The 2,241-nt window shown below is 48.7% G+C and carries 2 protein-coding genes and 2 tRNA genes; 2 read left to right on the top strand and 2 right to left on the bottom strand.

Features of this window, described 5'->3' with window-relative positions:
* Positions 1 to 207 precede the first annotated feature (207 nt).
* Positions 208 to 1,248, top strand: coding sequence for an alkene reductase (locus AC6R0S_RS06915; protein ID WP_500630768.1), 1,041 nt, complete (start codon positions 208 to 210; stop codon positions 1,246 to 1,248).
* A 222-nt stretch (positions 1,249 to 1,470) separates the two neighbouring features.
* On the opposite strand, the gene AC6R0S_RS06910 is transcribed toward AC6R0S_RS06915, so the two are convergent.
* Positions 1,471 to 1,544, bottom strand: a tRNA-Cys gene (locus AC6R0S_RS06910).
* 41 nt (positions 1,545 to 1,585) lie between these two features.
* Positions 1,586 to 1,672: transfer RNA gene (locus tag AC6R0S_RS06905), tRNA-Leu, on the bottom strand.
* A gap of 255 nt (positions 1,673 to 1,927) precedes the next feature.
* Between AC6R0S_RS06905 and AC6R0S_RS06900 the strand changes: the two genes are divergently transcribed.
* A partial coding sequence (locus tag AC6R0S_RS06900) for an AzlC family ABC transporter permease (RefSeq protein WP_500637510.1) occupies positions 1,928 to 2,241 on the top strand: 314 nt, incomplete at its 3' end.

Genomic DNA, 2,241 nt, shown 5'->3' with positions numbered 1-2,241 from the left:
TTTGCCATAGCCTTTCTCGACAAACTTCGCCATTGCTTGCCTTAATACCACTTGACGGTCAAATTCTGCGCTGCGCATAACATCACTCTTAAGGTTGGAATACCCACATAGTAACTGATGTTGAATGTGCATTCAAAAAATACTTGAATGAGCATTCAAAATATTCTAACTTGAATAGGCATTCAAATACTCTCGAAGGACACGTCGATGAATACCCTATTTCAACCGTTCAAGCTCAATGAGACGCTAACGCTCAACAACCGCATTGTGATGGCTCCCCTAACTCGCTGCATGTCTGACGAGGATCTGGTGCCAACGGATGCAATGGTGGAATACTATGGCCGCCGCGCCGACACAGGCTTAATCATTACCGAAGCGACCTTGATCAGTGCTGACGGTCAAGGCTACCCTAACACCCCTGGGCTCTTTACTGATAAGCAGATTGAGGGCTGGAAAAAAGTCACTCAGCGTGTGCATCAAAATGGCGGAAAGATCTTCGCTCAGCTATGGCACACCGGCCGCGTTGCGCACCCGTCGTTTTTTGGTGGCGATAAAGTGATTGCCCCTTCTGCGATTGGTGTCGAAGGCACCGTGCCACGCATGCGCCACCTCACCTATCTAACGCCAACCCCAGCCAGCAAAGAAGAGATTCAGCGCTTAGTCGCCGATTTTGCCAAGGCCTCTCAAAACGCCATCGAAGCAGGCTTTGATGGTGTCGAGATCCACGGTGCAAACGGCTATCTCATCGACCAATTCCTTCACTACAGCAGCAACCAACGTGATGATGAGTATGGCCAAACAGCGGAAAATATGTCTCGTTTTGCGCTAGAAGTGATGGACGCTGTCGTGGAAGCGATCGGCGCGGATCGCGTTGGTCTGCGTCTCTCCCCTGGCGCTTACTTTAACGTCGAGGCCGACCCACGTGATCGTGACGTATTCGATTACTTGCTAAAGCAACTCGAAGTACGTGATTTGGCCTACTTACATGTGGGCATTTTCGATGACGCTATGGCATTTGAGCACCTAGGCGGTACCGCCTCGCAATACATGCGCGCTCAATACTCGAAAACCTTGATCGGCGTGGGTGGTTTTGATGCTCAAACCGGCAATGAGGCGATTGAAGCAGGCAAGTTTGATTTACTTGCGATTGGCCGTCCTCTGATTGCCAACCCAGATTACGTTGAAAAAGTGAAATCGGGCCAAGCGCTCACTCCGTACAGTGAAGAGATGCTGACCTCACTAGTATAAGGTGCGCATCAGCAGCCTTTAGATTACTGAGAATAAGACAAAAGCGCCGATACTCTCGGCGCTTTTTCCATTTATCTGTTTGAGAGAACGTTACGATTAACACGTCGCTCGATAAGAGTATGTCACTCAAAAATCAATCACAAAGAAAAATATTGGAAAATAGAGTCGCAACAAGCCGATTTTTGCGCCAACTTTAGAAGAGAGTTTCTGATAGAGAAAGAATGGAGGCGCGTCCCGGAGTCGAACCGAGGTCCACGGATTTGCAATCCGCTGCATAGCCACTCTGCCAACGCGCCTTTGTATCTACAACTTGATAAGCCTGCTCTACTTGAGTTAATGGTGCCCCGGGCCGGACTTGAACCGGCACAGCGCGAACGCCGAGGGATTTTAAATCCCTTGTGTCTACCAATTCCACCACCAGGGCAACGCAATAGATGCGAAGGTTACACCATTTCTCTTCGGCGATTGCCGTGAGAACGAGGTGTACTTTAACGAATTGAGAGAAGCGGTCAACAAAAAACTGTAACTCGCTGAACCGTTTAGATAAAAAGCCATCAATCCGTGCAAATATTCATCGTCACAACCCTTTTGCGTCTAGCACATATTCATGGTACTGATAGACGCTCTTATAATAAATCAGTGGCAAATCACTTCACTGCACACTGGGCTAGGAAAAGTCATGCTTACTCAAACTCAACAAGTGGACAGCACTGAGCTGCACCATTTTACTCGTCATGATGTTTGGAACGGTTTTCGAGAGCTGGTTCCGCTGTCATTCTTTGTGATTATCTTCGGTATTGCGTTTGGTGTCGCTGCGGTCCAAGTCGGCTTGGAACCGTTATCCATTATGCTGATGAGTGGATTAGTCTTCGCAGGGGCGTCACAGTTCGCGACGTTAGAGATGTGGGGACAAGAGGTCGCGTTGATTCCCGTTTTAGTGACCGTCTTTGCCATTAATGCGCGTCATTTGTTAATGGGGGCGACCCTTTACCC

The sequence above is a fragment of the Vibrio sp. R15-SG3-ISO1B genome (genome assembly GCF_059833835.1).
Note: the sequence above shows the minus strand (reverse complement) of the source record. Positions and strands in the feature narration are given on the sequence as shown.